A 24,495-nucleotide genomic window follows, 5' to 3' on the forward strand; every position below is an offset into this window, starting at 1 on the left:
ACCATTGTCGTATATTATTGGGGATACTAGCAAACCGAGTTGCCCAATGCCCCAACCAATGACCCCTGCACAACAAGGCTTTATCTTGAGCCGGCACTGGAAAGACACCCGCCACGGCGTCGAGGTCACGTATTGGCTTCTTACAGACACACACCCACAAAAAGTCACCATTCCTAATCAAAAAGCAATTGGCTTTTTATCCGCCTCAAAACTGCCGATTGTTCAGCATCTTTTAGATGAGCAACTAAATGTCAGCTACCGATTACTCGAACTCTCTGACTTTAAAAGGGAAAAAGTCTACGCCATCTATTGTCATCAATATCGCCAATTACAAAATATCGAAAAAAGCTGTAAAGAATTAGGTGTTGAGCTATTTGAAACGGATATTCGCCCTTGTGAACGCTATTTAATGGAGCGTTTCATTACAGCGCCTGTGTGGTTTTCCCGTAATTCCCGTGGTGAATACCAGCTCAAACCTTGTGAAGGTTATCGCCCGAACATTAAAGCCGTTTCTCTTGATATCGAAACCAGTCAACATGGCGAGCTGTATTCCATCGGGCTATCTGGCTGTGATGATAATGTGGTGTTTATGCTAGGCCCTGAGCAAGGCCCTGCATTAAATTCAGATCACCGCCTTGTGTATGTAAATAGCCGACCTCAATTGCTCGATAAACTCAATGAGTGGCTACAACAATATGACCCTGATGCCATAATCGGTTGGAATTTAATCCAGTTCGACTTACAGGTTTTGCAAAAACACGCAGAACGCTACGGCATTCCGTTGTTATTTGGCCGGCAAGGAACAAAACTTGAGTGGCGGGAACATGGCTTCAAACAAGGTGTTTTCTTCGCCTCAGCTCAAGGGCGGCTAATTATCGACGGCATCGATGCACTTAAAAATGCGACATGGCATTTTGCTTCATTTAGTTTGGAATTCGTCGCACAAGAACTTTTAGGGGAAGGTAAAGCGATTGATACCCCCTACGATCGGATGGACGAAATCAACCGTCGCTTTGCTCACGATAAACCCTCTTTAGCGCACTACAACATTCAAGACTGTATTCTAGTCCACCGCATTTTCGAAAAAACCGACCTAATGGCTTTCTTGCAAGAGCGTTCATCCGTTACAGGTTTAGTGCCAGATAAAATGGGGGGTTCTGTTGCTGCATTCTCCCATCTTTATATTCCACGCTTACATCGCCTTGGCTTCGTTGCGCCAAATTTGACTGAGCACAAAATGCAGTTAAATCCAGGGGGATTTGTAATGGACTCACAACCAGGGTTGTATGACTCCGTGTTAGTGCTAGACTACAAAAGCCTATACCCCTCAATTATTCGCACCTTTTTAATTGACCCTGCGGGCATGATTGAAGGGCTTGCTCACCCTGACCCACAACATTCTGTTCAAGGTTTTCGCCAAGCATGGTTTTCGCGTACAACCCATTGTTTACCTGATATTGTTAGCCATATTTGGCAAGAGCGCGATAAAGCCAAGAAAGAACATAACGCACCACTTTCTCAAGCCCTAAAAATCATTATGAATGCCTTTGCAGGAGTGCTTGGCGCAGAAGGTTGCCGTTTTTTTGACCCGCGATTAACCGCTTCGATTACGATGCGCGGCCATGAAATCATGCGTACAACTAAGCGATTGATTGAATCCCAAGGTTACCAAGTCATTTATGGGGACACGGACTCCACATTCGTCTGGCTACGCGATCAACACAGCGAGGAACAAGCGCAAAAAATTGGCTATGCACTGCGTGATTACGTTAATACTTGGTGGAAACAGCACTTAAAAGATGAATGGCAGCTCGAAGGCGTTCTTGAACTTGAGTACGAAACGCATTACCGCCGTTTTCTCATGCCAACCGTGCGTGGTGCGGAAATGGGCAGTAAAAAACGTTATGCGGGTTTAAGCCAAGATAAAATGATATTCAAAGGGCTAGAAACGATCCGTTCAGATTGGACTCCGCTAGCACAAATTTTTCAAAAAGAGCTCTACACCCGAATTTTTCATCGGCAAGCGTATCGTGAATATATTCGTGAATATATCCAAAATATTCGTGAGGGTAAATTTGACGACCGCTTAATCTATCGTAAGCGCTTGCGTCGAAAACTCACTGATTATCAACGTAATGTTCCACCTCATGTCCGCGCTGCACGTGCCGCAGATGACTATAATGTAAAATTGCAACGCCCATTACAGTACCAAAATGGGGGCTGGATAAGCTATATCATCACACAGGCTGGGCCTGAACCCCTCGAAATCGTGACAGCAAGGCCAGATTATGAACACTATATTTCCAAGCAAATCAAGCCAATAGCCGATGCAATTTTACCTTTTCTACAGGATGACTTTGATACCCTATTAACAGGCCAAATCACCCTGTTGTTTTAAAATTTATTATTCCACTGATGCTTTTTTAACAGGTGACGATAAGCCTCGGTTGAATTAATATAACGCCCCTTTGATATCCGCACAGCTAGACTGCACAAATAATGCGCGATAATCAGCAATACTCGTTATAATTCAATCAGCATTTCTTGCCTTATCTTTAACGCGATTTTCGCTAAGAAGAACAAGCAATGATGGGAGCCACTGCAATTTGAATTTATTAATGTGTATAATTAATCATCAGGTAATGACTGTTTTTACAAAAATCGAATTCTTCCTTGTGCAACAGATAATGAGTTGCACCAACACTGGGCGAAGACTCTGATAAAAATTGTCTTAAAAAATCTAAGAATAACTCACAAATTTATGGAATTAAGTTAAATCTATGCCATTTACTCTTGGTCAACGCTGGATCAGCGATACAGAAAGCGAACTTGGATTAGGCGCCGTTGTGGCTATTGATACCCGCATGGTAACGTTACTTTTCCCTGCAAGTGGTGAAAACCGCCTATACTCACGCAGTGATGCGCCCATTACCCGGGTGATGTTTAATGAAGGTGATACCATCACCAGCCACGATGGCTGGCAACTTCAAGTTGAAAGCATTGAAGAAGATAAAGGATTATTAACTTACATTGGTACGCGTTTAGACACGCAAGAAACTGATGTAAGCCTCAGAGAAGTGTTTCTCGATAGTAAATTGACCTTTAATAAACCACAAGACCGTTTATTTGCAGGACAGATTGACCGAATGGATCGCTTTGCACTGCGCTTTCGCGCGCGTAAATTTCAAAGCGAACAGGTTAAACATCAAGCCACAGGCCTACGTGGCATACGCGCCAGTTTAATTCCACACCAATTACACATTGCCAACGAAGTTGGCAAACGCCATCACCCACGTGTTTTACTCGCAGATGAAGTCGGTTTAGGAAAAACCATTGAAGCTGGGATGATCATCCACCAGCAACTCATTGCAGGCCGTGCTGAGCGCGTCCTTATCATTGTTCCAGATAGCTTACAGCACCAATGGCTAGTGGAAATGCTCCGCCGTTTTAACCTGCGTTTCTCGCTGTTTGATGATAGCCGTTATAGCGAAGCACAACACGATAGCGATAACCCATTTGAAACCGAGCAATTAGTCCTGTGTTCACTGGATTTTGTCCGTCGCAATAAGCAGCGTTTCGACCAACTAGTTGAAGCGGGCTGGGACATGATGGTTGTCGATGAAGCCCACCATTTACAATGGAGTGAAGCAGCGCCAAGTCGTGAATACCAAGTCATTGAAACATTAGCAGAAAATATTTCATCAGTCCTTCTGTTAACCGCAACACCTGAACAACTTGGCCAAGAAAGTCACTTTGCTCGTTTGCGCCTTCTCGACCCAAGTCGTTTCCATGAATATGCGGAATTTGTTGCAGAGCAGGAGAACTACCGCCCTGTTGCTGATGCCGTTTCATTATTGTTATCTGGCGATAAACTGACTAATGATCAACAAAACTTACTCAATGATTTGATCAAAGAGCAAGATATTGAGCCATTACTGAAAGCCGCTAATCTTGAAACGGAAGATTCCACTGCAGCACGCCAAGAACTGATTAACATGTTAATGGACAGGCATGGCACGAGCCGTCTGTTATTCAGAAATACCCGTAATGGTGTTAAAGGCTTCCCTCGTCGTGAGCTACATTCGTTAAAAATGCCATTACCGACCCAATACCAGACTGCAATTAAAGTCGCAGGTATTATGGGCACCAAAAAAGACACGGAAACCCGCGCGAAAGAGATGCTATACCCTGAGCAAATTTACCAAGAGTTTGAAGGGGAAAATGCGACATGGTGGAACTTCGATCCACGCGTTGAATGGTTGATGGGCTTTTTAACCGCGAATCGCAATGAGAAAGTCCTGGTTATCTGCGCAAAAGCGGCAACTGCACTGCAATTAGAACAAGTATTACGTGAACGTGAAGCAATCCGTGCCGCCGTCTTCCATGAAGGGCTATCACTGTTGGAGCGCGACCGTGCTGCAGCCTACTTTGCTTCCCAAGAAGAAGGGGCGCAGGTATTACTGTGCTCTGAAATTGGTTCAGAAGGCCGTAACTTCCAGTTTGCTAACCAATTAGTGATGTTCGATCTACCATTTAACCCTGATTTGCTAGAGCAGCGTATTGGTCGTTTAGACCGTATTGGTCAAAGTCGAGACATCAGCATTCATGTGCCTTTCTTAGAAAATACCGCACAAGCAGTGCTAATCCGCTGGTACCACGAAGGCTTAGATGCTTTTGAGCACACCTGCCCGACAGGTCGCGCCATTTACGATAAATACTACCAACCACTGCTGCAATTTATGGCTGAACCAACTGTCACCGAAGGGTTTGATGAGTTCATCAAAACATGCCGCGATGAACACGACAGCTTAAAACTGCAATTAGAACAAGGCCGTGACCGTTTGCTGGAGATGCATTCAAACGGCGGAGACGCAGGCAACCAGCTAGCAGAAGAGATTGGTGAAGGCGATAACGACACTGAGCTGGTTAACTTCGCACTAAACTTGTTTGATATTGTTGGTATTAATCAGGAAGATAAGAGCGATAACTTAATCATCTTAACACCATCCGACCATATGCTAGTCCCTGATTTCCCAGGTCTTCCACAAGATGGTTGCACCATCACATTTGATAGGGAACAAGCCCTTTCCCGTGAAGATACACAATTTATCAGCTGGGAACACCCAATCATCCGTAATGGATTAGATTTAGTGTTATCGAGTGATACTGGCAGCTGCGCAGTTTCTTTACTGAAAAATAAAGCATTACCTGTCGGTACGTTATTGACTGAATTAATTTACGTGGTCGAAGCACAAGCACCAAAAAACCTACAAATCAGTCGTTTCTTACCCGCCACACCAGTACGTTTGTTAATTGATTTAAAAGGCAATAACTTATCTTCTCAAGTGGAATTTGAAAGTTTTAACCGCCAATTAAATGCCATTAACCGTCATATGGCGAGCAAACTGGTGAATGCAGTGCAAAACGAAGTGCACTCAGTCCTGCGTTTGTCTGAACCGATGGTGGAAAAAGAAGCGAAATTACTGATTGAGAGCGCAAAAGATGCCGCTGATAAAGCGTTAACCTTAGAACTTTCTCGTTTAGAAGCGCTAAAAGCGGTCAACCCAAATATCCGTGATGAAGAGCTGGATATTATTGAAGAAGAACGCCAGCAACTGATCACCAATATCGACCAAGCCACATGGCGCCTCGATGCCATCCGCTTAGTTGTCGTGACGCATCAGTAAGCTATAACAATCGAACCATAGAACACGTTATGGTTCGATTGTGAATTTAAAATCTACAACTCGAGTGAGCTAAATCATTACGTCGTGTTTTTACGTAATAACAATAGGATTACCCTAAATAATTCGAGTTGTAGGTAGGCGGCAAGCAAAGATATCTCGGGGAGCATATGCCCCGAGTAGCTGAGCGACACCAACACCCCTACAACTTGAAGTATAACGGGTAATTGAATGATACCTTACAATCCACCACTTGAACCTTGGCTGCATGTCCTATACCAAGATGACCATATTATTGCGGTGAATAAGCCAAGCGAACTACTTTCTGTACCTGGAAAAGCACCTGAGCACCACGATAGCATTATGAGCCGTATTCAACGTGATTTTCCTGCCGCTGAATCCGTACATCGCTTAGATATGGCGACAAGTGGCGTCATGGTTGTGGCATTACACAAAAAGGCTGAGCGTGAGCTAAAGCGCCAATTTAGGGAGCGTGAGCCCAAGAAATTCTATATTGCTCGTGTCTGGGGACATTTAGAAAAAGAAGAAGGCTTGATTGATTTACCGCTAATTTGTGATTGGCCAAACCGCCCTAAGCAAAAGGTGTGCTTTGAAACAGGTAAGTCGGCACAAACGGAGTACCAAGTATTGGCGCGCGAAGAACAAGCTACTCGCGTGAAGCTTTCACCCATTACGGGACGTTCTCACCAACTGAGAGTCCATATGTTAGCTTTAGGCCACCCAATATTAGGCGACCGTTTCTATGCTCACGATGAAGCAAAAGCCTTAGCTCCACGCTTACAGTTACATGCTCAGGAGTTATATATCACCCATCCTGAATATGGCACGCCAATGCATTTTACCTGCCCACCGGATTTTTAACGCTAGATTTATTTGATCGTTTGATTAATTTTCCCGCCCCCTACCATACCCTAAATAGTTCGTGTTGCAGCTAGGTGGCAAGAGAGCAAATCCCTAGGAGCATACAAAAGTATGTGACTAGGGTTCGTGATACAACGAGCGCTACATGCAGAAAAATGTACATTGCCTGCTAGAGCAAATTCTCATTTTATTTGGATGAGTGAATTTTTTGTTTTCAATTATTCCCCTGATTTCCCCTAAATAGTTCGTGTTGCAGCTAGATGGCAAGAGAGCAAATTCCTAGGAGCATACAAAAGTATGTGACTAGGGTTCGTGATACAACGAGCACTACATGCAGAAAAATGCACATTGCCTGCTAGAGCAAATTCTCATTTTATTTGGATGAGTGAATTTTTTGTTTTCAATTATTCCCCTGATTTCCCCTAAATAGTTCGTGCTACCACACGGCGTCGATTGAGCGAATCCCTAGGAGCGTAGATAACTACGTGACTAGGGTTCGTGATACAACGAGCGCTACATGCAGAAAAATGCACATTGCCTGCTAGACAAATTCTCATTTTATTTGGATGAGTGAATTTTTGTTTTCAATTATTCCCCTGATTTCCCCTAAATAGTTCGTGCTACCACACGGCGTCGATTGAGCGAATCCCTAGGAGCGTAGATAACTACGTGACTAGGGTTCGTGATACAACGAGCGCTACATGCAGAAAAATGCACATTGCCTGCTAGACAAATTCTCATTTTATTTGGATGAGTGAATTTTTGTTTTCAATTATTCCCCTGATTTCCCCTAAATAGTTCGTGCTACCACACGGCGTCGATTGAGCGAATCCCTAGGAGCGTAGATAACTACGTGACTAGGGTTCGTGAATGAAGACAACAAAGTGGTAGTGCGAAATATGACGGGGAAATTTATTTGAAGCCGAGCTCCTTCTTGACTAAGTCATAAGCCGCTTGGATTGATTGCGCTTTCTGCTTCGCAATCTCCATCATTTCTGGTGGTAAACCTTTCGCCACCAGTTTATCTGGATGGTGTTCACTCATTAACTTACGGTAAGCACGTTTAATTTTTGTCGGTTCGTCGTTAGGAGACACACCAAGGACTTTACAAGCATCTTCTAAGGTTGGGCCATTAGATTGCTGATAATACCCCCCTGATTGCTGCTGGGAGTATCCTTGGCCAAATTGACGACCACTTTGAATCATATCTAAGAATTGCTCGAACTGAACTTTTGATATACCCAGCTCTTCTGCGATGATAAACAGCACTTTCCTTTCGTTTGGATGGAGGGAACCATCGGCAAAAGCAGCCTGTAATTGAATTTCCAGAAACATCTGAATGAGGTCGAAACGACCATAGCACGCCATGCGTAATTGTTTTAAAACATCACGTAATGGAAAGTTAGGCGACTTCCCTTCACGAAAGGCTTGTTGAGCGGCTTTTCTAGTTTCTCCGTGCAGCTGCATTCTATCCATCAAATTTGATGCGAGCTGAATGTCCGTCTCGGTTACACGGCCTTTGGACTTGGTTAAATGCCCTAAAATCTGGAAGGTGCTCGCAAAGAAAATAATTTGGCGATCACGTTTATTCATCGACCCGGCAAATTTACGTTGTATTGATGCTTTATCAAAGCCGTGGCCAATAATTAACCCCGCTAACGCCCCCCAAAAGCCTAATCCAGAGACGATTGCGAGTATTACGCCAATAATTTTACCCCAATAGTGCATATATCCCTCAATTCTTCAATGCTCAAAATGCAATTTTGCATTATCATACTATTCATTCTGCTCTATGCATAACTACCCGCGCGTAAAGTTTCTTACATTATACTGGCGCAAAGTGGTTGGCTAAGTTAGTCTTTGAGCGTTTGCTGGCTGTGCCAATGATGACGGAACCGCATATTTAATGATGAAAAAAAGCTATCCAACACTAGTTGCCACCCTTGTATGGGCGGCTATTTACAGTCAGCAAGCGCATGCTGACCTTGCGCAGCAGTGTATGCTGGGTGTCCCTGTTTATACAAAACCGATTGTAAAAGGCGACCCTAACAACCTGCCTATTAATATTACGGCTGAAGATGTTCGTGGTGAATACCCTAATTTTGTTGAATATGACGGAAATGTCGATATCCAACAAGGGAACCAAACACTAACGGCTGATAAAGTTAAATTAACGCAGACTGAAACTGCGGGGCAACCACCCGTTCGTGAAGTTACTGCCACGGGCAACGTTCACTATGATGACCCTCAAATTATCTTAAAAGGCCCTTCTGCTTGGTCAAATTTAGATAATAAAAATACCGACGTAAACGACGGTAACTACATGATGGTCGGTCGCCAAGGCCGTGGTGATGCGACGAAAATGAAAATGCGTGGCGAAAACCGTTATTCCATCATGGAAAACGGGACATTCACCACGTGTTTACCTGGCAATAATAGCTGGAGCGTTGCGGGCTCTGAAGTCATTATCGACCGCGAAGAGGAAGTGGCTGAGATTTGGCATGCGCGCTTTAAAGTCGGCGATGTACCGATTTTCTACAGCCCATACATGCAATTACCGATTGGTAATAAACGCCGCTCTGGTTTCTTGATCCCAACAGGCAGCTACTCGAATAATGATGGCTTAGAATTTTCTTTACCGTATTATTGGAATATTGCCCCTAACTATGATGCGACCATCACGCCTCAGTTTATGACTCATAGAGGTGTGAAGTTAAACAACGAATTCCGTTATCTCATTACACCAGGTACAGGGACTGTTGCCTTTGATTATATCAATCGTGACCGTGCTTATATCAAAGATAAAGACCGTGAAAAGCGTGCTGCTCGTGATAGCGATGACCGCTGGTTATTCTATTGGCGTCATTCAGGCACCTACGCGGGGCACTGGAATTTTGCATCTGATTACACCAAAGTCAGCGATCCACAATACTTTACCGATTTCAGCTCTCAATATGGTAGTACAACTGATGGTTACGCTACGCAAAAATTCAGCGCAGGCTATTCAGATACCAACTGGAATGCAAAGGTAACTCACAAACAATTCCAAATCTTTGCAGATAACCCGAACAAACGCGCTTATAAAGCAGAGCCTCAAGTTGACTTCAATTATTATAAAAATAATTTAGGTGCTTTTGATGTGCACACCTATGCACAAGCCGCTCGCTTTACCAGCGTGGGCAAAAATAACCCTGATGCAACGCGTTTACACATTGAGCCAGAAGTGAACCTGCCATTATCTAATGGCTGGGCAAACATGAATAACAGCATCAAACTGTATGCCACCCATTATGACCAAGATATTCCAACATCAAATACGGATACTAGCTTAGAGAAAAACGTTAGCCGCGTGCTCCCAATGTTTAAGAGTGATGCGAAAGTCGTTTTCGAGCGCGACCTTTTCCAAGGCAGCGATTATGTACAAACATTAGAGCCTCGTGTTCAATATCTGTATATTCCGTATAAAGATCAGGACAATATCAATAACTTTGACTCATCTTTATTGCAATCGGATTACAGTGGTTTATTCCGTGAACGTATTTACAGTGGCCTTGACCGTATCGCTTCTGCAAATCAATTTACTACGGGTTTAACCACGCGTGTCTATGATGATGCACTCGCAGAACGTTTTAATTTCTCTGTTGGGCAAATCTATTACTTTGAACGCCCACGTGCAGGGAACTCAAACCGCCCTATTGATGATAAGAGCAACACGGGTTCTTTACTGTGGGCGACAGATTCTATGTGGCGCATTGATGAAAACTGGGGCATTCGTGGTGGGTTACAATACGACCGCCGCCTTGGTAACGTCACAATGGGTAATGCCGTTGCAGAATACTGTTTAGATGCCGACCGTTTAGTTCAATTGAACTACCGTTTTGTTGACCGTGATTATATTCAAGCCACTTTCCGTGATTTAGATAAAATCGGTAAAAATCAGGAATTACCAGAATATCAACGCGGTATCTCTCAAGTCGGTACAGTTGTAAGTTGGCCGTTAAGTGAACAATGGGGCTTTGTCGGTTCCTATTATTACGATACAAAACAACAGCAATCTGCAAGCCAATTGGTTGGATTGCAATACAATACTTGCTGTTGGGCAGTCAACCTTGGTTATGAACGCAAGATTGTCGGTTGGCAAAAAGAGAAGTTCAGCAGCGAATATGACAATAAATGGTCAGTCAATGTGGAACTTAGAGGCCTAAATAACAATCATAGTTTAGGTAGTCAGAAAATGTTAGAGGCGGGCATCATGCCTTACCAACGTGCTTTCTGATGACAAATAACATCGTTTATTCTGAATAACATGTGACTTACTCTGAATAATTCGAGTCGCAGTTAGGCGACAAGTGAATGAGTCGCTAGGAGCATACATTAGTATGTGACTTGCGCGAGTGAGTGCAGTCAACAACACTGCAACTCGAAGTATGACTGTATTTACTCTGAATAATTTGAGATGTATTTACTCTAAATAATTCGAGGTGCAGTTAGGCGACAAGTGAATGAGTCGCTAGGAGCATACATTAGTATGTGACTTGCGCGAGTGAGTGCAGTCAACAACACTGCAACTCGAAGTATGACGAGTAAAACAACGTATTAGCCCGCATTTTGCGGAATCAAAGTCAATATTATAGGACCATTATGAAGAATTGGAGAACGCTTATTCTGGGACTGATGTTCGCAAGCTCTGCTACGTTGGCTGCGCCACAGCAAATGGATAAAGTGGCTGCGGTTGTCAATAACGGAGTTGTGCTAGAAAGTGACATCCAGAATATGATCAACACCGTTAAGCTGAATGCACAAAACGCACGTCAGCAGATCCCTGATGATCAAACTCTGCGCCATCAAATCCTTGATCGTTTGGTGATGGATAACATCATGCTGCAAATGGCGAGCCAAATGCAGATCAATATCCCTGATGAAGCAGTTACCGCAACCATCGCCGATATTGCCCGTCAAAATGGATTAACACTGGAACAAATGCAACAGCGTTTAACCGCTGATGGCATCAACATGAACCAGTACCGCAGTGAAATTCGCAAAGAAATGCTGATTGCAGAAGTTCGTAATAACGAAGTTCGCCGTCGCGTAACCATTTTGCCACAAGAAGTTGACTCCCTTGCTGAGCAGATGAGTTCACAAGCTAACTATGAAATGGGCGTAAATCTGAGCCACATTTTAATTCCACTACCAGAGAATCCAACACCAGAACAGTTAAAAACCGCGGAAGCGTTAGTGGACAAAATTTTAGCTGACCTGAAAAAAGGCGGTGACTTCGGTAAATTAGCCATAGCTTACTCTGCTGACCCTCAAGCACTCAAAGGCGGAAATATGGGTTGGTCGCGTCTGCAAGAGCTCCCTGTCGTATTTGCTGAACAGCTAAAGAATGCGAAAAAAGGGGATATCGCAGGACCAATCCGTTCAGGTGTCGGTTACCACATTTTACGCGTGAATGATGTCAGTGGTGGTAGCCAACCTATCTCTGTCACTGAGGTAAAAGCACGCCATATCTTGATTAAATCATCTCCAATTATGGATGATGCACAAGCAAGACAAAAACTGAATAAAATTGCCCAAGACATCCGTTCTGGTGCCGTGTCATTTGAAGATGCAGCGAAAGAAAACTCAGAAGACCCAGGCAGTGCATTAAAAGGGGGTGAACTTGGCTGGAATATGCCTGATATTTACGACCCAGCATTCCGCGATGCATTGATGAAACTGAATAAAGGCGAATTAAGCCAACCTGTTCCGTCAAGTTTTGGCTGGCACTTAATTCAGTTAGAAGACACACGCAGTGTAGATAAAACAGACGCTGCGCAAAAAGACCAAGCTTACCGTTTACTGTTCAACCGTAAATTTAACGAAGAAGCGCAAAGCTGGATGCAAGAACAACGTGCTTCCGCTTATGTGAAAATTGTTGATGGTCGCGATAACCAAGCTCAAGATGAAAAATCTAACTAAGCCGATTGTGATTACCCCTGGTGAACCTGCAGGGATTGGCCCAGACTTGCTTATCCAGCTCGCTCAACAGGCATGGCCTGTTGAGCTTGTTGCTTGCGCAGATCCCAACTTATTACTTGAGCGCGCTAAAACATTAAGTTTGCCGCTCACGTTGGGTAAATACGAGCCAAATGACGTACCTAAAGCACACACTGCAGGCCATCTATCTATCGTTTCTGTGCCATTAAATGCCTCGGTGAAAGCAGGAGAGCTTAATGTCAACAATGGCAACTATGTGGTTGAAACACTTGCTAGAGCCTGTGATGGTTGCTTAACAGGTGAATTTTCCGCCATTGTGACGGGGCCTGTGCATAAAGGCATTATTAACGATGCTGGTGTTTCTTTTAGTGGGCACACCGAGTTTTTTGCCGATCGTAGTGGCTGTGATCGTGTAGTTATGATGCTGGCAACAGAAGAATTACGCGTTGCCCTTGCAACCACACATCTCCCGCTAAAAGACGTTTCAGCCGCGATTACACAACAAAGCCTCCATGAAGTCATCACCATTTTACATCATGACTTGCAAACTAAGTTTGGCATTGAAAAACCGGTTATCTATGTCTGTGGGCTGAATCCTCATGCAGGAGAAGGCGGTCACATGGGTACAGAAGAGATTGATACCATTGAACCTGCATTGGAAAGTTTACGAGCACAAGGCATCCATTTAGTTGGGCCACTGCCAGCGGATACACTTTTCCAAGCCAAATATTTAGACCACGCTGATGCAGTTTTAGCAATGTATCACGATCAAGGTCTTCCTGTGCTAAAATACCAAGGTTTTGGTAGAGCGGTAAATATTACCCTCGGCCTACCATTTATCCGCACCTCTGTCGACCATGGCACAGCCCTTGAGCTCGCAGGTACGGGTCATGCAGATGCGGGAAGTTTTATCACCGCATTGACATTAGCTATCCAAATGACATCTAAGAATACATGAATAATCGAGTCCATCAGGGGCACTTTGCCCGCAAACGTTTCGGGCAGAACTTTTTAACTGACCAGTTTATTATCGACAGCATCGTTGATGCGATGAACCCTCTGCCAGGTCAATCCATCGTTGAAATCGGCCCCGGTTTAGGCGCACTCACTGAGCCAGTCGGTAGCCGCATTGAAAAAATGACGGTAGTCGAACTTGACCGTGACCTCGCGGCGCGTTTACACGTCCATCCGCAACTCAAAGATAAATTAACGATCATTCAGCAAGATGCCATGACCGTTGATTTTGGTGAATTGGCGAAACAAGCAGGTCAGCCACTGCGTGTGTTTGGTAACCTACCTTACAATATTTCAACACCATTAATGTTTCACCTATTCACATTCACCAACTCCATAGCTGACATGAATTTCATGCTGCAAAAAGAAGTGGTAAACCGTCTGGTGGCAGGCCCTGGCAGTAAAGCCTTTGGTCGCTTGAGTGTAATGGCTCAATATTATTGTCACGTCGTACCTGTACTTGAAGTGCCACCAACAGCGTTTACTCCCGCTCCAAAAGTAGATTCAGCCATTGTCCGCTTGATCCCACACCGTGAGAATCCATATCCTGTTAAAGATATTAAGTTCTTAAGCCGGATCACCACGCAGGCCTTTAATCAACGCCGAAAAACCATCCGTAACAGCCTTGGTGATTTATTTAGCGCTGAAGAATTAACTGAATTAGGCATCGACTTAAGCACCCGTGCCGAAAATATTTCTGTTGAACAGTACTGCAAAATGGCAAACTATCTTTCTAACCGATCAGAATAGAATGTTGAAGGAGGCACTATGCTTAATGAACCGAATGTAAGCATCCAAGTTCAGAGTGTCTATATAGAGAGCCAATCTCAGCCCGATATTGCCAGATATGTGTTTGCTTATACGATTTGCATTCGCAATTTAGGGCGTGATCCTATCCAATTAATGAGCCGCTATTGGCTCATTACTAACAGCGATGGCCATAAAACAGAAGTTCAAGGTGAAGGGGTTGTTGGTGAACAGCCAATTATTCAGCCTGGAACTGAGTATCGTTATACCAGTGGTGCGGTTCTTGAAACGCCAATGGGTACGATGGAGGGCTATTACGTGATGATTAGCACGCAAGGGGATAATTTTCATGTGGATATCCCTGCTTTTCGTCTGGCAATTCCAACACTGATTAATTAATTATGTCGACATATATAGTAGGTGATATTCACGGCTGCTATCGTGAATTACGTGAATTGATGGACAGTGTCAATTTTGACCCGCAACGAGACACACTATGGTTAACAGGTGACTTAGTCGCTCGAGGTGCAGAGTCGCTGCAAGTTTTACGTTATGTCAAAAGTCTAGGTGATTCTGCTCGTTTAGTCTTAGGCAATCACGATCTCCATTTACTTGGGATCTATTGCAAAATTAGCCGCAATAAGCCTAAAGATCATCTTGATGAATTATTGCATGCACCTGATTTGGATGAACTAATCAACTGGTTACGCCGCCAACCATTGCTGCAAATCGATGAAGAGCGGAAAATGGTGATGACCCATGCAGGGATAACACCACAATGGGACATTGAAACAGCCAAAATGTGTGCAAGGGAAGTGGAAGCTGTTCTCTCTAGTGATGCTTACCCTTTATTCATTGACTCAATGTATGGTGACATGCCAAATAATTGGTCTGATAGCTTGATGGGGCTCGCGCGATTACGCTTTAGCACTAATGCACTGACGCGCTTACGCTACTGTTTCCCTAACGGCCAGTTAGATATGATCTGCAAAGAAAATCCGAAAAAAGCCCCTGCGCCTTTAAAACCTTGGTTCGATTTGCCTAGCCAACTTCCTGAAGACTATTCGGTATTTTTTGGTCATTGGGCGTCATTGGAAGGGAAATGCACACCAGATAACGTATATGCAATGGATACAGGTTGTTGCTGGGGGGGGGATTTAACGCTGCTCCACTGGGAAACTAAGCAATACCATCACCAAAAGTCTTACCAAAAGAGTCGCAAAGAATCTTAATTGAATAAAATGCAAAATGGCGCCATTAAGCGCCATTTTTGTATTTGTAATCGATTAAAAATCAATCTCTTTTCGTCAGAATTTCGAAGCAATACCCGTGAGTATTATTTTCATCCGCTTCGTGATATTCCGTAAAGATAGAATCCCACCCATCGGGTTCATATGCAGGGAAATGTGTATCGCCAATCACTTCAGCATCAACATGCGTCAAATAAAGCTTATTGGCTAATGGTAGAAATTGTTGGTAAACCTTACCACCACCAATCACCATTACTTCTTCAACACCCTCTATCGCTTGCGCGGCGGCAAGTGCCTCTTCAATAGAAGTAACCCAAATAACCGTATTGTCCGCACCTGCTGGATGGCTGCTCAGTACGATGTTGACTCGCTGCGGTAAAGGACGCCCAATAGATTCATAGGTCACACGCCCCATAATCACAGGTTTATTTAACGTATTTCGTTTGAACCACGCGAGATCCCCAGGCAAATTCCAAGGCATCGCTTTTTCCATGCCGATAACCTGATCGATCGCCATTGCTGCGATTAAGCTAATATTCATTTACTCACCTTAGAAGCAAAATATAAAAATTGAGCACACTATACGTAAAGAGATTTGCTTCGTCGACTAAATTTAAACTTCCTTAAACAGCTTTGAATCACTTATACTCGAATTGCTAAAATTAAGACTAAAAATAACATTAAAAATCAAAAAAGAGCCTGTTTTCCTCTCTGAAGAGCCAGACATTCAGTAGATAATTGTTAAGCGCCAAAAAAGACCAAAACAGGGCTAAACAAAGAGATATGTATCATGTACGAAACCAGCATTATGGTGGCGACAATCGCCGCATTAGGGATGCTCTCACCAGGGCCCGACTTCTTTCTTATTGTCAAAAATGCCGCCCGTTACCAACGCTCTGCAGCACTCATGACCGCCTTTGGTGTGATTGCAGCCATTGCTTTACATATGTCTTATTGCGTTGCTGGACTTGCGGTATTAATTACCACCACACCATGGCTATTTAATATTTTAAAATATGCCGGTGCCGCTTATTTGGTATGGATAGGCGTTAAAAGCTTATTGCCTCAGTCTAGCAATTTGGCCGATTTGAGTACCACTAAACACGAAATTGTTTCATTTAAAAAAGCATTTATGCAGGGGTTTCTGTGTAATGTATTGAACCCAAAAGCGACGCTATTCTTTCTTGCCGTATTTACCCAAGTGTTGGATATCAATTCAACGTTTGGTGAAAAACTGTGGTTTGCTTTTATTATCTGGGGATTAGCCGTTATTTACTGGCCCATTCTGGTATTTCTTATCCAAAGTGCTCCTGTCAGAAAAGGGTTGGCGAAAGTGCAAAAATATGTCGATAGAGTACTTGGCGTGATTTTAATTGCCTTCGGAATTCGTGTTGCACTGAGCTAGTTAGCTTAATACATAAAAAAGCAGGTTCTGAATACAGTACCTGCTTTTTGTTTTGCCTATAAATAATTAGTATTGCATCGCTTCTTGTGGTGCAACTACCATCTGACCAACTGAGCCTAGATCCGCTTTTTCCAAGTTTTGGCTATAAAATAAAAATGGAAAATGGTTGTAGGATGGTTGCATCATTTGTACTAATAATTCAGTACGGCCATTCACCCAAACTGTATCTTTCCAACCGTAATCTTCAGGTGGCGTAGGTTGCCCATTCCGATTAATAATTTTAAAGCGTACACCCTCAATATGAAATGCTTGAGGTTCATTTGTGGTGACAATCCAACGCTCCCAATTTCCTTGGCGGCTGGTAATATCCACACGACGGGTATCAATGGCTGCATTATTAATACCAAAACCATCATTAAGGTGAATGTCTCTTTGTGTAATACTGGAGGTAACTTGCGTCTTATCTTCCGTCAATTGCGTTGGCAAACCATCGGTTACCAATGACATCAAACCTGTCGCTTTAATGGTCAACACATTCGTCGAAATTAAGCTATTCGAAGGCTCAAACAATCCTTTTAATCTATCCATAAACGTAGCAGATTCGCCAGCAGTAATACTCAGTTCCTGCGTTTTAGCCATATCAATTAATACTTCACGCCTTTCACCTGGTGCAAGAGGTAACTCTTGAACATTCACTGGAACCGTTAATAACCCTTGATCCGAGGCAATCATCGCAAATGGGCGACCATCACTGATTTTCATTACATAATTACGTGAATTTGATGCATTTAATAACCTTAAGCGTACCCAGCCGCGAGATACTTCAATATAGGGGTTTTGTACACCATTGACTAATAATGTATCCCCGAGGAAACCATTTTCATTGGCTTTATATTCAGGAACACCAAAGTTATCCAACCGTTTGTCTTGAATGATCACTGGAAAATCATCTACGCCATAATGGTTAGGTAAACGAAGGTTTTTTGTAACATCATCTTCGATAATCCACATACCCAACAACCCATTATGGATTTGCTGCCCCATTTTTCCTTGCGTATTTGCATGGTACCAAAGCGTCGCCGCATTTTGGCGAATTGGGATCACTGGAGACCAATCCGCATTAGGGGAGATTAACCTTGCTGCACCACCAATTTGCGTGCCAGGTATCTGCAGCCCACTGATGGTCATTGAAACCGCTTCGGGTAAACGATTGCTGTATATTAACTTGATATCATCGCCATTTTTGACTTTCACCGTCGGGCCTGGGGAAGAACCATTTATCCCCCATACATCCGCAGAATATTTTCCATCAAAAGACCAATGAACTTTTTGTAGTGTTAAAAAAAGCGGCTGTCCAGACCGAGATTCTAACAGTGGAGGAACAGGCAATGCCGTTTCACCTTCGGCACTCGCATTAATTGGCGCATAAAACACACACAGAGCCACCCCTACCGCTACTAGGGTTTGGCATCGATTGAATGACATAAATTCTCCGCTAAACAAACATTCCAGCGCATTTTATTTTTTAATATTCGAGATTTTCAGCCTATGAATTGGCTAATTTTAGATTGGCGCTAGTAATAATACGACTTAGAGACAACAATTTGTTACTTCGCTAATTTTGTGAGCCATGATATCGCGAAAAAAGATTAAATTCTAAAAATATCTTTCTAATATATAAAAATTTAATTAATAGAATTATAAATTGTATGGTTTATTAATTAGGGATGAATATATGGCAAAGAAATGGTTATTGGCTTGATGTTAGTTGGCACACACAGATAAAACTAAGGGCAATGATTTCCATCGCCCTTTTTATAGCATCCAATTAATTTATTACGGTTTTTTAGCTTGCTTATTCATTTCTTCCACTTCTAAATCAAGCTCTTTGATTTTAGCTTCCATCAATGAATGACAATACTCCGATAACTCCCTAACTTGATCACGGCTATAGGCTGAGGTATCGATAGGCTCTAGCATCTCAATAATAACATTGCCATTGTTCCAGCGATTTAGCTTAATTTTGCCCTGTGTACTAGATACACACACGGGAACAATCGGCACTCCAGCTGCTATAGCGGCATGGAAAGCCCCCGTTTTGAATGGGAGTAAACCGCGGCCACGGCTGCGTGTTCCTTCGGGGAACATCCACACTGAAATCTTACGTTTTTTGATTTGGTTTGCCACTTGAGAGATTGTGTTATGCGCTTTCGAACGATTCGCACGATCAATCAAAATATTCCCCGTGATCCAATATAAAAAACCAAAGAAAGGGATGAACACCAAGCTCTTTTTACCAACTGTGACTGTTCTAGGCAACACACCATTCGACATCGTGACCATATCGTAGTTGTTTTGGTGGTTACCAATATAAATACTTGGACCATAGCCTTTCGCCTTTTTAGGCACGCGGTTGATAACTTTTATACCAAAAACAACGGATAAGCGCCCAAACATATGACCGAATGTCATCACGTGTTTTGGATTACGTGGGCTGAATAAGCAATAAATGCCTCCGCCCACACAAACGAGGATGGTGTAGATAATAACAATAATCGCTCTAATAAGCGCTAACATACTAACCCCAAATTAGCGGAGCCTCAGCGCCCCGCGATGAATTTTAACCTTCGGTGCCAAATACAATGCCTTGATAGGGCACCCATCAAACTTATTGTTATACCTTATCTACAGGTTCGATATCGATACGCTCGATATTGTGCATTCCACGAGGCAAGGATGTCCCTTTACGGCCACGCTCCGAACGGTATTTCTGTAGATCTTCGGCTTTAAATTTCAGTTTTCGTTTACCAAAATGCAGCGTCATTGAAGCACCAACAGGTAAAAGCATCAACCATGTTAATACATCTTCACCACTTGCCGCTTGTGCGCCCGCAATATTGATAATTTTATTCCCTTTACCTTTTGAAAGCTGAGGCAAATCTGCCACAGGGAATATTAACATACGCCCTGCTTTCGTGATTGCCAATAACAAGTCTTCTTGCTCGTTATTTAGCTCAATCGGTGCCAATACTTTGGCATTTTCAGGTAATGAAATCAGTGCCTTACCGGATTTGTTTTTTGTCACTAAATCATTAAATGTGCAAATAAATCCATAACCCGCATCTGATGCCATCAAGTATTTTTGCTCTTCTGGCGCCATTAAGACGTGCTCAATCGTTGCGCCTGGTGGCAACGTTAATTTACCCGTAAGAGGCTCACCTTGGCTACGCGCAGATGGCAATTCCAGAGGATCAACCGAATAGCTACGCCCAGTGGTATCAAGGAATACTGCAGCTTGGTTTGATTTACCGCGGGCAGCACCTTTAAAACCATCACCCGCTTTATAGTTCAGGTTGGTTGGCTCAATATCATGGCCTTTCGCACTGCGCACCCAACCCATATCAGACAGCACAACTGTAATCGGCTCTGATGGCAGGATTTCATGTTCGCTCATCGCTTTCGCTTCTTCACGCTCTTGGAGTGGAGAGCGACGGTCATCACCATAAGCTTTCGCATCAGCCTGAATTTCTTTTCTAATTAACGTATTCAAACGACGCTCTGAACCTAAAATCGCTTGTAACTCATCACGCTCTTTCGCTAATTCGTCTTGTTCACCACGGATTTTCATCTCTTCCAGTTTGGCTAAATGACGTAATTTTAGCTCTAAGATAGCCTCTGCTTGTGTGTCCGAAATATTAAAGCGAGACATCAACACAGGTTTGGGCTCATCTTCAGTACGAATGATTTCAATAACTTCATCAATGTTTAGATAAGCAATTAATAAACCGTCTAAAATATGTAGGCGTCTTAAGACTTTGTCTAAACGATGGTTCAAGCGGTTACGTACAGTTTGACGACGATAAGTAATCCACTCCGTTAGTATCTCAACCAAGCCTTTCACCGCAGGGCGGTTATCTAAACCAATCATGTTGAGGTTAACGCGGTAGCTTCTTTCTAAATCCGTTGTCGCAAATAAGTGGGTCATCACTTGTTCAAGGTCAACCCGATTACTGCGTGGAACAATCACTAAACGAGTTGGATTTTCATGATCAGATTCATCACGTAAATCTTCCACCATCGGCAATTTCTTCGCACGCATTTGGCTAGCGATTTGCTCAAGAACTTTGGCTCCCGAAACCTGATGAGGTAATGCTGTAATGACCGCATTGCCATCTTCTTTTTCCCACACGGCACGCATGCGTACTGAGCCACGGCCGTTTTGATAGATTTTACGAATATCTTCACGGGAAGAGATAATTTCGGCTTCTGTTGGGAAATCTGGGCCTGGTATATACCCCATGATCTCATCAAGATTCAGGGTCGGTTTTTCCAGTAAGGCGACCAAAGCTTCCGCCACTTCACGGGCATTGTGTGGTGGAATATCCGTTGCCATCCCGACCGCAATACCCGTTGTCCCATTTAACAAAATATTGGGTAAACGTGCAGGCAACATTTTCGGCTCGTTCATCGTGCCGTCAAAGTTGGGTACCCAGTCAACAGTACCGTGACCTAACTCGCTAAGTAATACTTCTGCGTATTTAGATAAACGTGATTCCGTATAACGCATCGCGGCGAATGATTTTGGATCATCTGGAGCCCCCCAGTTTCCTTGCCCATCCACTAATGGATAGCGATAAGAAAACGGCTGCGCCATCAACACCATTGCTTCATAACACGCAATATCACCATGTGGGTGATATTTACCTAACACATCACCGACGGTTCTCGCCGATTTTTTGTATTTTGCACTATTACTGAGGCCAAGTTCCGACATCGCATACACAATACGACGCTGAACAGGTTTTAACCCATCACCAATAAATGGCAACGCCCTATCCATAATGACGTACATCGAATAGTTTAGGTAGGCACTTTCAGTAAAAGCATGAAGCGGTAAACGCTCCACACCATCATGAGTAATTTCACTCATTCAATTCGTTCCTTACTCTTTTTATCGCAGGATGTTAGACATCAATTTCAGCCATATCGCCTTTTTCTTGCAGCCAATTACGGCGATCTTCTGAACGTTTTTTCGCCAAAAGCATGTCCATCACTGCAAGGGTTTCTTGGTAGTTTTCATCATCGATGATCAACTGAACAAGGCGACGAGTATTGGGATCCAACGTGGTTTCACGCAATTGCAGTGGGTTCATTTCCCCCAGCCCTTTAAAGCGCTGAACGTTTGGTTTCCCACGTTTACGGCTTAACCTGTCGAGAACCGCATTTTTTTCGCTTTCGTCTAATGCGTAAAAGGTTTCTTTGCCTAAATCGATACGATACAACGGCGGCATTGCCATATACACATGCCCCGCTTTCACTAACGTTGGGAAATGGCGTACAAATAACGCACACAATAATGTGGCGATATGCAAACCATCCGAGTCCGCATCCGCAAGGATACACACTTTGCCATAACGTAGCTGGCTTAAATCTTCACTGTCAGGGTCGATACCAATCGCCACCGAAATATCATGAACTTCCTGTGAAGCTAGTACTTCATCAGAAGAGACTTCCCATGTATTCAGTATCTTACCGCGAAGCGGCATAATCGCTTGATATTCACGATCACGGGCTTGCTTCGCTGAGCCCCCTGCCGAATCCCCCTCAACAAGGAACAACTCTGTCATACTTAAATCTTGCGAGCTACAATCCGCCAGCTTACCTGGTAATGCAGGGCCGCTTGTCAGCTTTTTACGCACCACTTTTTTCGCAGCACGCATCCGACGTTGGGCGCTTGAAATCGCCATTTCTGCAAGTTGCTCGGCAATTTGCACATTTTGGTTTAACCACAGACTAAAGGCGTCTTTGACCACCCCAGAAACAAAAGCAGCACATTGGCGTGAAGACAAACGCTCTTTGGTTTGCCCCGCAAATTGTGGGTCTTGCATCTTAACTGAAAGCACATAAGTACAGCGCTCCCAGATATCATCCGCAGATAATTTTATACCACGAGGCAGGATATTACGGAATTCACAGAATTCACGCATCGCATCAAGCAAGCCTTGGCGCAACCCATTTACGTGAGTACCGCCTTGTGCTGTTGGAATCAAGTTCACGTAGCTTTCAGTGAGTAGCTCACCACCTTCTGGTAGCCATAATAGTGCCCATTGCGCCGCTTCCGTTTCACTGGAAAACTCGCCAGTAAAGGGTTTTTCTGGCAAGGTTTCTAAGCCATCAACGGATTCCATCAAATAATCCGTTAACCCATCACTGTAGCACCAGCTTTGCTCTGTATTATTGAGCTGATCCTTAAACGTGATTTTCACGCCAGGGCATAAAACCGCTTTGGCTTTTAAGTTATGAGTTAGACGAGAAACTGAAAATTTCGGGCTATCAAAATAGCTTCCATCAGGCCAAAAATGCACGCTGGTACCTGTATTACGCTTCCCACAAGTACCAATTACATGCAAATCTTCGACTTTATCACCATTTTCAAAGGCGATTTGGTAAACTTGGCTATCACGGCGCACAGTCACTTCAATACGTTTTGATAACGCATTGACGACGGAAATACCCACACCATGCAAACCACCTGAAAATTGGTAGTTTTTATTAGAGAATTTTCCTCCTGCGTGCAACTGACCTAAAATCAATTCAACTGCGGAGACTTTCATTTCTGGGTGAATGTCGACTGGCATTCCGCGCCCGTCATCAATCACTTCAAGGGATTGATCTGCGTATAAAATAACTTCAATGTGCCCCGCGTGCCCAGCAAGCGCTTCGTCGACACTATTATCAATTACTTCTTGAGCCAAATGGTTCGGCCGCGAGGTATCGGTATACATCCCCGGACGACGGCGAACAGGCTCCAAACCACTGAGGACTTCAATAGCCTCTGCGTTATAACTAGATTGAGTCATGTTGTCATTCTGCGGTAATTGGTGGTTAATTGAACTATTCAATCAGTGAGTTACTGGTGATAATAACAGTGTTCATGCGTTTTAGCACTATTTCTCTACTAATTGAAGAAAATGGACAATTTGAGAAAAGTAAGCGTCAAAACCAGTAAAGGCATGATTACCGTCAGGTTCCACAGTCTGTTTACACTTTGAAAGATAGGTAACAGCTTCGTGATAATCAAGTACTTCGTCACCCATTTGTTGTAACAGCCAAATTCGATGAGATGCAGAAAGCTGTTCAATATGCAGTGATTTTAGCTCGCCAATATGTTTTGGTTCCAGAACATATTGTTCATGAGTATAGGGATTAATATTGACACCCAAATAGTCTTTCAGCAAGTCAAACGGGCGTACAGCAGGGTTGACTACCACTGCGGGAAGGTGATAACGCTCTGAAAACCAAATCGAAAAATAACCGCCAAGCGATGAGCCAACTAAACCAATGCGCTCATGACGATGCTGTTGAATAATCTCATCCAACATCGCTTCGGCTTGCGCAGGGAAATTGGGTAATTGAGGCACAATCATATCAATGTGTGGATAATTGACCTCAATCCATTGTTTTAAGTGAGTCGCTTTTGCCGATAAAGGCGAGCTATTAAAGCCATGAATGTAAAGTAACGTGGCCATAGTGA

The 24,495-nt window shown here is 43.5% G+C and carries 17 protein-coding genes; 10 read left to right on the forward strand and 7 right to left on the reverse strand.

Going from position 1 to position 24,495, the window contains the following annotated elements; genetic code table 11:
- Positions 1-46: 46 nt before the first annotated feature.
- From M1F05_RS16715 to rluA, 3 genes are all read left to right on the forward strand, one after another.
- Positions 47-2,398, forward strand: a complete 2,352-nt coding sequence (locus M1F05_RS16715) for a DNA polymerase II (RefSeq protein WP_375083673.1) — start codon at positions 47-49, stop codon at positions 2,396-2,398.
- 382 nt (positions 2,399-2,780) lie between these two features.
- Positions 2,781-5,687: an RNA polymerase-associated protein RapA gene (rapA, locus tag M1F05_RS16720; RefSeq protein WP_206083712.1), complete on the forward strand. Its 2,907-nt coding sequence runs from the start codon at positions 2,781-2,783 to the stop codon at positions 5,685-5,687.
- Positions 5,688-5,915: 228 nt separating this feature from the next.
- Positions 5,916-6,566, forward strand: a complete 651-nt coding sequence (gene rluA / locus M1F05_RS16725; RefSeq protein ID WP_206083711.1) for a bifunctional tRNA pseudouridine(32) synthase/23S rRNA pseudouridine(746) synthase RluA — start codon at positions 5,916-5,918, stop codon at positions 6,564-6,566.
- 912 nt (positions 6,567-7,478) lie between these two features.
- Here rluA and djlA read toward each other — a convergent pair.
- Positions 7,479-8,294: a co-chaperone DjlA gene (gene djlA / locus M1F05_RS16730; RefSeq protein ID WP_206083710.1), complete on the reverse strand. Its 816-nt coding sequence runs from the start codon at positions 8,292-8,294 to the stop codon at positions 7,479-7,481.
- 181 nt (positions 8,295-8,475) lie between these two features.
- Between djlA and lptD the strand changes: the two genes are divergently transcribed.
- From lptD to apaH, 6 genes are all read left to right on the forward strand, one after another.
- Positions 8,476-10,842: an LPS assembly protein LptD gene (gene lptD / locus M1F05_RS16735; RefSeq protein WP_318826062.1), complete on the forward strand. Its 2,367-nt coding sequence runs from the start codon at positions 8,476-8,478 to the stop codon at positions 10,840-10,842.
- Between the two features lie 332 nt (positions 10,843-11,174).
- The gene (gene surA, locus M1F05_RS16740; protein WP_272516392.1) at positions 11,175-12,527 is read left to right on the forward strand and encodes a peptidylprolyl isomerase SurA; all 1,353 of its coding nucleotides are present in this window, start codon (positions 11,175-11,177) and stop codon (positions 12,525-12,527) included.
- Positions 12,511-13,503, forward strand: coding sequence for a 4-hydroxythreonine-4-phosphate dehydrogenase PdxA (gene pdxA, locus M1F05_RS16745; RefSeq protein WP_206083708.1), 993 nt, complete (start codon positions 12,511-12,513; stop codon positions 13,501-13,503). The genes surA and pdxA overlap by 17 nt, the downstream gene beginning before the upstream one ends.
- The gene (gene rsmA / locus M1F05_RS16750; protein ID WP_206083707.1) at positions 13,500-14,309 is read left to right on the forward strand and encodes a 16S rRNA (adenine(1518)-N(6)/adenine(1519)-N(6))-dimethyltransferase RsmA; all 810 of its coding nucleotides are present in this window, start codon (positions 13,500-13,502) and stop codon (positions 14,307-14,309) included. The genes pdxA and rsmA overlap by 4 nt, the downstream gene beginning before the upstream one ends.
- Before the next feature lie 18 nt (positions 14,310-14,327).
- A complete protein-coding gene (gene apaG / locus M1F05_RS16755; protein ID WP_047755704.1) occupies positions 14,328-14,705 on the forward strand; it encodes a Co2+/Mg2+ efflux protein ApaG in 378 nt (125 codons plus the stop codon).
- Positions 14,706-14,707: 2 nt separating this feature from the next.
- Positions 14,708-15,538, forward strand: coding sequence for a bis(5'-nucleosyl)-tetraphosphatase (symmetrical) ApaH (gene apaH / locus M1F05_RS16760; protein WP_206083706.1), 831 nt, complete (start codon positions 14,708-14,710; stop codon positions 15,536-15,538).
- A 61-nt stretch (positions 15,539-15,599) separates the two neighbouring features.
- Here apaH and folA read toward each other — a convergent pair whose 3' ends face one another.
- Positions 15,600-16,097, reverse strand: a complete 498-nt coding sequence (folA, locus tag M1F05_RS16765) for a type 3 dihydrofolate reductase (RefSeq protein WP_206083705.1) — start codon at positions 16,095-16,097, stop codon at positions 15,600-15,602.
- A gap of 249 nt (positions 16,098-16,346) precedes the next feature.
- Here folA and M1F05_RS16770 point away from each other — a divergent pair, with 249 nt between their 5' ends.
- Entirely contained in the window at positions 16,347-16,961 is a 615-nt protein-coding gene (locus tag M1F05_RS16770) for a LysE family translocator (RefSeq protein WP_206083704.1), read from the forward strand.
- Between the two features lie 66 nt (positions 16,962-17,027).
- Here the strand turns inward: M1F05_RS16770 and ftsP are convergent, their stop codons facing one another.
- The 5 genes from ftsP to yqiA all read right to left on the reverse strand — a co-directional run bounded on the left by ftsP (position 17,028) and on the right by yqiA (position 24,490).
- The gene (ftsP, locus tag M1F05_RS16775) at positions 17,028-18,446 is read right to left on the reverse strand and encodes a cell division protein FtsP (protein WP_206083703.1); all 1,419 of its coding nucleotides are present in this window, start codon (positions 18,444-18,446) and stop codon (positions 17,028-17,030) included.
- A gap of 351 nt (positions 18,447-18,797) precedes the next feature.
- Positions 18,798-19,538, reverse strand: coding sequence for a 1-acylglycerol-3-phosphate O-acyltransferase (locus M1F05_RS16780; RefSeq protein WP_206083702.1), 741 nt, complete (start codon positions 19,536-19,538; stop codon positions 18,798-18,800).
- Positions 19,539-19,635: 97 nt separating this feature from the next.
- On the reverse strand, positions 19,636-21,891 hold the full coding sequence (gene parC, locus M1F05_RS16785; RefSeq protein ID WP_206083701.1) for a DNA topoisomerase IV subunit A: 2,256 nt from the start codon (positions 21,889-21,891) through the stop codon (positions 19,636-19,638).
- A gap of 34 nt (positions 21,892-21,925) precedes the next feature.
- Positions 21,926-23,821, reverse strand: a complete 1,896-nt coding sequence (gene parE / locus M1F05_RS16790; RefSeq protein WP_206083700.1) for a DNA topoisomerase IV subunit B — start codon at positions 23,819-23,821, stop codon at positions 21,926-21,928.
- Between the two features lie 87 nt (positions 23,822-23,908).
- Positions 23,909-24,490, reverse strand: coding sequence for an esterase YqiA (gene yqiA / locus M1F05_RS16795; RefSeq protein ID WP_206083699.1), 582 nt, complete (start codon positions 24,488-24,490; stop codon positions 23,909-23,911).
- Positions 24,491-24,495: the final 5 nt, after the last annotated feature.

Source organism: Providencia sp. PROV252 (assembly GCF_033676005.1).
GTDB classification, from domain to species: Bacteria; Pseudomonadota; Gammaproteobacteria; order Enterobacterales; family Enterobacteriaceae; genus Providencia; species Providencia vermicola.

Excerpts from the sequence above, each read along its gene's own strand:
- M1F05_RS16715 (WP_375083673.1), top strand. The coding sequence starts at position 47 with ATGCCCCAACCAATGACCCCTGCACAACAAGGCTTTATCTTGAGCCGG.
- rapA (WP_206083712.1), top strand. The coding sequence starts at position 2,781 with ATGCCATTTACTCTTGGTCAACGCTGGATCAGCGATACAGAAAGCGAA.
- rluA (WP_206083711.1), top strand. The coding sequence starts at position 5,916 with ATGATACCTTACAATCCACCACTTGAACCTTGGCTGCATGTCCTATAC.
- djlA (WP_206083710.1), bottom strand. The coding sequence starts at position 8,294 with ATGCACTATTGGGGTAAAATTATTGGCGTAATACTCGCAATCGTCTCT.
- lptD (WP_318826062.1), top strand. The coding sequence starts at position 8,476 with ATGAAAAAAAGCTATCCAACACTAGTTGCCACCCTTGTATGGGCGGCT.
- pdxA (WP_206083708.1), top strand. The coding sequence starts at position 12,511 with ATGAAAAATCTAACTAAGCCGATTGTGATTACCCCTGGTGAACCTGCA.
- rsmA (WP_206083707.1), top strand. The coding sequence starts at position 13,500 with ATGAATAATCGAGTCCATCAGGGGCACTTTGCCCGCAAACGTTTCGGG.
- apaG (WP_047755704.1), top strand. The coding sequence starts at position 14,328 with ATGCTTAATGAACCGAATGTAAGCATCCAAGTTCAGAGTGTCTATATA.
- apaH (WP_206083706.1), top strand. The coding sequence starts at position 14,708 with ATGTCGACATATATAGTAGGTGATATTCACGGCTGCTATCGTGAATTA.
- folA (WP_206083705.1), bottom strand. The coding sequence starts at position 16,097 with ATGAATATTAGCTTAATCGCAGCAATGGCGATCGATCAGGTTATCGGC.
- M1F05_RS16770 (WP_206083704.1), top strand. The coding sequence starts at position 16,347 with ATGTACGAAACCAGCATTATGGTGGCGACAATCGCCGCATTAGGGATG.
- ftsP (WP_206083703.1), bottom strand. The coding sequence starts at position 18,446 with ATGTCATTCAATCGATGCCAAACCCTAGTAGCGGTAGGGGTGGCTCTG.
- M1F05_RS16780 (WP_206083702.1), bottom strand. The coding sequence starts at position 19,538 with ATGTTAGCGCTTATTAGAGCGATTATTGTTATTATCTACACCATCCTC.
- parC (WP_206083701.1), bottom strand. The coding sequence starts at position 21,891 with ATGAGTGAAATTACTCATGATGGTGTGGAGCGTTTACCGCTTCATGCT.
- parE (WP_206083700.1), bottom strand. The coding sequence starts at position 23,821 with ATGACTCAATCTAGTTATAACGCAGAGGCTATTGAAGTCCTCAGTGGT.
- yqiA (WP_206083699.1), bottom strand. The coding sequence starts at position 24,490 with ATGGCCACGTTACTTTACATTCATGGCTTTAATAGCTCGCCTTTATCG.